The sequence below is a fragment of the Muribaculum sp. genome (genome assembly GCF_029051885.1).
Taxonomy (GTDB): domain Bacteria; phylum Bacteroidota; class Bacteroidia; order Bacteroidales; family Muribaculaceae; genus Muribaculum.
In genome coordinates this window covers 1-5,814 of the sequence record NZ_JAIDKI010000164.1, presented here as the reverse complement: position 1 = coordinate 5,814, position 5,814 = coordinate 1, and the positions used below count along the sequence as shown (strand labels likewise).

The following is a 5,814-nucleotide window of genomic DNA, read 5'->3' as shown; positions in this document are numbered from 1 at the left end:
GTTCCTCAGTCGTGTACATAAAGTACACTCCTTCGTCACATGTCGAAAATCGTCTCAAGCTATACGACCCTGGCGGTAACATTTATTATTAAACAAGCTCTTAATAGGGTTAAGATTAAATGCGATGGCCATCGACGGTAGCAAAGATATGACATCAAAATGATGAAACCCAAATTTGTAACGTTACATTTTCTATATCACACAAAATCATATTGACAATCAACAGAATAATTAATGAGCGTCTTTGAATATCCAACCGATATGTAACGCAATAATTCATCAATAAAATCTCCACGTACCATAAAATTTCGTATATTCGCATTGGAATTACCCTTGATGCCTACAATACATGAATGCCATACTATCGCTTGCGGCTATTGAATGCGCCAGCATGTTCAAACTGATTTTTGAGCAAAGCGGCCCTACAGGAGACATCCTTAGAGGAGTATCGATGCTAACGATATTCCTGATTGTCGTAATAGCCATTCTGATGTTTCTACTTATTATCCATTCACATCGGGAACTGGAGCTAAAGCGCAAGAACCGGGAGCTTGCACAGATGCGTTCGCCGGTCTACACCGATATCATCCGACAGGGCAATGACCGGATAGATACCCTTTGCAACGATATTACCAACAAAGAAGAAACTATCGAGCAACTGAAAAGCACGATTGACCGACTCACATCAGCTCTATATCATGACTGCAAGGCGTGGCCTAAGATAAACGCACTGCAATGCATGCAAACCCCTAAGAACGCCGTCGGAACATACAATAAAAACTCATGTAAGACAACCGAAAAAGTACATCCCCTCAATCAGCATGAACGCGATAGCCTGCTACACTTCATACATCTGTGTCGTAATGACATCACGGTCTACCGCACAATGCTCACAGATGATGATATGATTCTTTACCATCTGCTTACATCAGGACTTACAAATGCTGCAATAGCAGCACTTATCGGTATAACACCCGGGACACTGCGTCAACGCAAGCTCCGTCTAATGCGCAAACTCGGAGATTACACCTATGACGACGACACGCCTGACGGAGCCACCACATCCGACAACAGATAGCGCCACGTAAACCACCTATGCTACTTCAGCAGGTGATAATGTTGCCCGAAAGAGGGTACCACAGATAGCCGCGCACACTCACTCCACGGTAGGCGCGGCGCAAAAGATTCATGTAGCCGCGCACCTGCCGCATATAGCGCGACGACTCCTCATCGCCAAACTTATAGTCGACAACCTCGATTGTACCCTCGGCAGTCCATACCACACGGTCGGGACGGTAATGGCGGATTACTTCCCCGCCTGTCTTTTCGCCCGTAGCCCGGTCGCGCTCCTCATACCGGATGGCAAGCGTACGCTCGCGCAATAGTTTGCGATACCCCTCAAACCATCGCGTAACCCTACTGTCGGACAACGCCTCACGCAGTATCGAGGCAACCTCTTCCATCTCGCCATGAGGCAATATGCCGCGCATATTGGCACGCAACACCGCACGGTCAATATCGGAGGCATGGCGCACATAGCCCATCACCGCATGCAGCACGATACCGCGCTGACGGGGACGCTCCATGTCAGCCATATCCTCGATACGGTTCATCGACCATATCTCCTCGTTGTCAAGGCTGTAGTATGACGGCATCTCCAGTATCCCCTCGCGCATGTCACTCTTATCATCACCTGAAAACACCTGTGCGCCGATTTTCAGCACTTCGCATTCCTCTTCCACGCCATCGCGATTGACCACCACACGCACAATCTTGTCGCTGAGCGGCACAAGGGTGCCGCCCGGAAGCGAACGGAGCGCAGCAACCGACTCACACATCTCAGGAGTCATCTCGCTGAATGCAGCTTCGAGCCTGTCGGAAATCTCCGACGAGCCCTCCTGATATCCTACAATCAGCTCGCGGGATGCACGTGTAAAGGCCACATATACCTGGTTGAGGCGGTCGATACACTCGTCGTAAACCGCCTCATCATACTGTCGGGAGAACTGGGCTATCTTTCCTACGATATTCGCTTTCAACGGAATCATAGGAGGCACATCGTCCATATCGAAATCAGGCCCGGTGAACAGAGGCAGCAATTTCGGAGAGTCGGGATAACGCGTCGACACCCACATCATATTGTCGGGCGAACTCAGCGACCCGGATAGCAGCGGCACATGCACACAGGCAAACTCCAGCCCTTTTGACTTATGTATGGTCATTACCCTTATGCCGTCGACACCATCCGGTACGGCAAGACTGCGGGTACACCCTTTTTCGTCCCACCATTTCATAAACGAATGCAGGTCGGCATCGCCATGCGAACAGAAGTCGATGACCATATCCTGGAAAGCCGTGATATAAAGGTTCTCGTTGCGGCATGTATCAGGACTCAGACACCGCGCCACCACACGCTCTACGATAGACGGCACATTGGTACACTCCATTTCAGCAGCCTCAAGCGCGGCACGGTCGGCCTCGGCACCATCGTCGGAGAAAGCCAAACGCATAGCCTCGGCACCGGAATGACCCATGGCCCTGAAAAACTCAAACCGATTGATAATCTCAGCCGCGGTAGTGTCAGCACCCTTCTTATGCGACAGCACCACATGAGCATCGACATAGCGCAGCACTCCTACAATCTGCCTTACCGAAGGAGCATTGCCGACAACCAGCGCCTCGTCGGTGATAATCTGCAGGTCGCCCAACAGCCCGTCGGGACTCTCGGCCTTGGCGCGGAGCAGGCGAGCCACCACTTCGGCACACTCCGCCCTCCTGGCGCAGAGCACCGCGATATCGCTCTGGCGATAACCATCCGAAAGCTGCCTGAGTATATGCTCAATCATGCGGTCAAGACTCTCGTCGGCATCGCTGTATGATGCAAATTCCACATAACCCGCCACATCGGCATGCTGCACATTCTGCACCACATTGGCATATATGTCGCCAAGCCCGAGCTGACGGGCGAGAGATATGAATACCGTGTTGTTGAACTGCACTATCTCGCGGGCACTACGCCAGTTGGTATTTTCGGATATCACATGGCCATGCATCTCGCATTGCTGTGCAAACTCTTCGGGCACATCCTTTATGATAAGCGAAGGGTCGGAGTTGCGAAAACGGTATATGGCCTGCTTCTCATCGCCGATTATCAGATTGTCATTGCCCGAGGCAAGCGATTCCCGGACAAGCGGACTAAGGTTAAGCCACTGTATCCTCGAAGTATCCTGGAATTCATCAATCAGGAAATTGCGCAACCTTATGCCGAGACGCTCATATATGAAAGGGGCCTCTTCCTGGTTTATGATAGTATTCAGTATGGTGCCTGTGTCGCCAAGCAGAATGGCATTATTCTCGCGCTGCACCTCTGCCGTACGGCGCTCTACCTCGCCGATAATCCCCATATGGAATATATTGGCTCTCAATAGCAGAAACGCACGCATTTCATCCCACGCCTCTACTGCGTCGGATGCAAGCTGGCCGACAGCACCGACAAGGTCGGAAGGTGTATTTTTGTAGGCCTTTGTGAAATAAGCCAAAGGATCGGAAGCAGCCTTTTTGATAGTGGCGGTAAGCTCTTTCCTGACATCGATATCACCATCCGCCCATTTAGCGAAAGGTGTTCTGACATTCTTATGCACCCCCTCCAGCACCTTGTTGCTTCTAAGCATACTGACAGTAGCATCGGCCTCTTCCGCCAAACGCTTGCGCCGGCGCTCGTACGCACGGTTTACAGCCGCGCTGAATCGCATTATCTTCTCCGGCTCTTCAAGATAGGCCATTATAGTGTCGCGGTTGAGCTTGTAAGTCTCGTTGAGCGACTTCTTGATATAATCTACAAGCTCGCCGGTTATCTTGCTGTTGCGCACGAATATGTTGAACGAGTTGCCCTCGTCAAGTTTCTGAAGCATATACTGCCTGAGCCACACCATCAGCTGGCGACGGGCGGAAGCCTCCGTCTCGCTGCCTTCGGAGGAGTTGAGCGACGATAACATAGCATTAACTCCCATATACACAGCCTGTGTATCGTCGAGCTCTACCTCATAGTTGCCTGAAAGATTGGCCTCGCGGGCAAAAGTACGCAACACCATCTGGAAAAATGCATCGATGGTGCTTATATTGAAGTTGCCGAAGTCGATGAGCAAGGAATTTAGCGCCTTGCGTGCATGCTCGCTTAAATCGGACGGCGAACATTTCAGTTCCTCACACAAATCACTGCGATACGGACTCTTGCCACCGGGGTCGGCCAACAAGGCGAGTTGACCGACAATGCGGGCTTTCATCTCCTCCGTAGCCTTGTTGGTAAATGTGATGGCCAGAATAGAGCGATGACGGTTGGTGCCGTCCGACAGCCGGTATGACCCGTCCTGCCTCTTCTCTCCAAGAAGCAGCTTGATATAGCTTTTTGTCAGAGTAAATGTCTTTCCCGAGCCTGCCGACGCTTTATGTATTCTCAGCATACCCTTACCTTCCAGCCAAGTTCTTCAAGTGCTTTCTTAAGGTCGGCACGGCGGTCGCCCTGTATAAGAATCTCGCCACCTCTGGCCGAGCCGCCCGCTCCCAGCCTCTGCTTGAGCCCGGAGGCAAGCGCGGCGATATCGTCATCTTCCATACCGTCGGGGAAACCGGCTACAATTGTCGCTTTCTTACCGCCACGCCCTTTCTTCTCAAAAAAGATATCCAGACGCGCAGTTGACTTACATTCTGTACCGGATGTCGGTCGCTCTGTTTCGGCCACATTCTCGCAAGCCTCTTCGATAGGCATATCGGCGTTATCAAGTAAGGCGCGTAAAGTATCGCGGAAATCTACTCCCATCAGCTCTATTTTTTCAGTAAAAGATATTCATTTTACGGCTACGGAGTCAGGCTCCTCCATATCCGGAATTCTTATGGTATTGCGTACAATCCCGGCAAGAAGCACACCCTGAGGCATCTCGTCAATGCTCAACGAGTTGTAATATTCATGTGCGGCAACACTGTCGGCAGAGTAGGCTTCAAGAAAACACTGGTAGGCATACTCAATGTTTTCCTCATGCTCGCCCGCATCCGACAGTTTCATGTAAAGTATCGACAACCGTCCGAGCACCTTGGCGTCGCGTGTTTCGCCCTTAGCCTGGAATTGCCTTATCTCGTCGCATATACTCTGTGCGCTGCGATAATCCGAACGCTCTATAAGAGCCTGCGCCTGCTCAAGATCAGCCTTCTGCTCTGAAACAGACGGCGACGAACATGACACAACGGTCATGCCGGCAACAGCTATGCCCGCAAGCATACATGCCCTGCGTCGGATGATGGTAATGTGTTTATTCAGAAGTATTTTCATAACTCATATCAATTACTCGCCACCAACGGTCTTTCTCTTTATGAACTCATATTCAATGCCATCGCGGTCAAGTATCATCGTGTAGTCGGTATGACCAGTCACTTTTGCTCTGAACACCGGAGCCACAGTGCCGATAATAGATGTATCGCCTACGGCAGTGACGGTTGCAAGGTTATGATGTATGACCAACGTGTCGTCGACCACATGCCACGTGCCTTTTACCGACAGGGTCAGCACATCCGGCCGTATGGCTCTCATCACACAGGTTCCGTCGCTGTTGAGTTCAAATACAGGCTCCCGGTCAGACACTGCCGGATTATAATACAGTCCGACTATCTGCTTCTCTTTGCTTGACAGACCGCCGCACGACGATAACAGTATCGCCGCAATAAGCATAGTCAGAATTCGCTTCATTTTAGAGCTTGTTTAATAATAAATGTTACCGTCAGGGCGGTCAATCGTCGAGCATATTTTCGCTTGTGATGAGGGAG

Annotated in this window: 5 protein-coding genes; 1 reads left to right on the top strand and 4 read right to left on the bottom strand. The window is 50.8% G+C overall.

The window, feature by feature from the left end:
* Positions 1-391: 391 nt before the first annotated feature.
* A complete protein-coding gene (locus K2I50_RS07180) occupies positions 392-1,078 on the top strand; it encodes a helix-turn-helix domain-containing protein (RefSeq protein ID WP_301025619.1) in 687 nt (228 codons plus the stop codon).
* Positions 1,079-1,103: 25 nt separating this feature from the next.
* Here the strand turns inward: K2I50_RS07180 and K2I50_RS07175 are convergent, their stop codons facing one another.
* From K2I50_RS07175 to K2I50_RS07160, 4 genes are read right to left on the bottom strand one after another with little or no spacing between them, the layout of a single operon-like run.
* A complete protein-coding gene (locus tag K2I50_RS07175; protein ID WP_301025617.1) occupies positions 1,104-4,460 on the bottom strand; it encodes a UvrD-helicase domain-containing protein in 3,357 nt (1,118 codons plus the stop codon).
* Positions 4,454-4,816 (bottom strand): translation initiation factor, encoded by a 363-nt coding sequence (locus tag K2I50_RS07170; RefSeq protein ID WP_301025616.1) that lies wholly within the window; start codon positions 4,814-4,816, stop codon positions 4,454-4,456. Before K2I50_RS07170 ends, K2I50_RS07175 begins: the two co-directional genes overlap by 7 nt.
* A gap of 27 nt (positions 4,817-4,843) precedes the next feature.
* On the bottom strand, positions 4,844-5,323 hold the full coding sequence (locus tag K2I50_RS07165) for a hypothetical protein (RefSeq protein ID WP_301025614.1): 480 nt from the start codon (positions 5,321-5,323) through the stop codon (positions 4,844-4,846).
* Positions 5,324-5,335: 12 nt separating this feature from the next.
* The gene (locus K2I50_RS07160) at positions 5,336-5,737 is read right to left on the bottom strand and encodes a hypothetical protein (protein ID WP_301025612.1); all 402 of its coding nucleotides are present in this window, start codon (positions 5,735-5,737) and stop codon (positions 5,336-5,338) included.
* Positions 5,738-5,814: the final 77 nt, after the last annotated feature.

Excerpts from the sequence above, each read along its gene's own strand:
- K2I50_RS07180 (WP_301025619.1), top strand. The coding sequence starts at position 392 with ATGTTCAAACTGATTTTTGAGCAAAGCGGCCCTACAGGAGACATCCTT.
- K2I50_RS07175 (WP_301025617.1), bottom strand. The coding sequence starts at position 4,460 with ATGCTGAGAATACATAAAGCGTCGGCAGGCTCGGGAAAGACATTTACT.
- K2I50_RS07170 (WP_301025616.1), bottom strand. The coding sequence starts at position 4,816 with ATGGGAGTAGATTTCCGCGATACTTTACGCGCCTTACTTGATAACGCC.
- K2I50_RS07165 (WP_301025614.1), bottom strand. The coding sequence starts at position 5,323 with ATGAAAATACTTCTGAATAAACACATTACCATCATCCGACGCAGGGCA.
- K2I50_RS07160 (WP_301025612.1), bottom strand. The coding sequence starts at position 5,737 with ATGAAGCGAATTCTGACTATGCTTATTGCGGCGATACTGTTATCGTCG.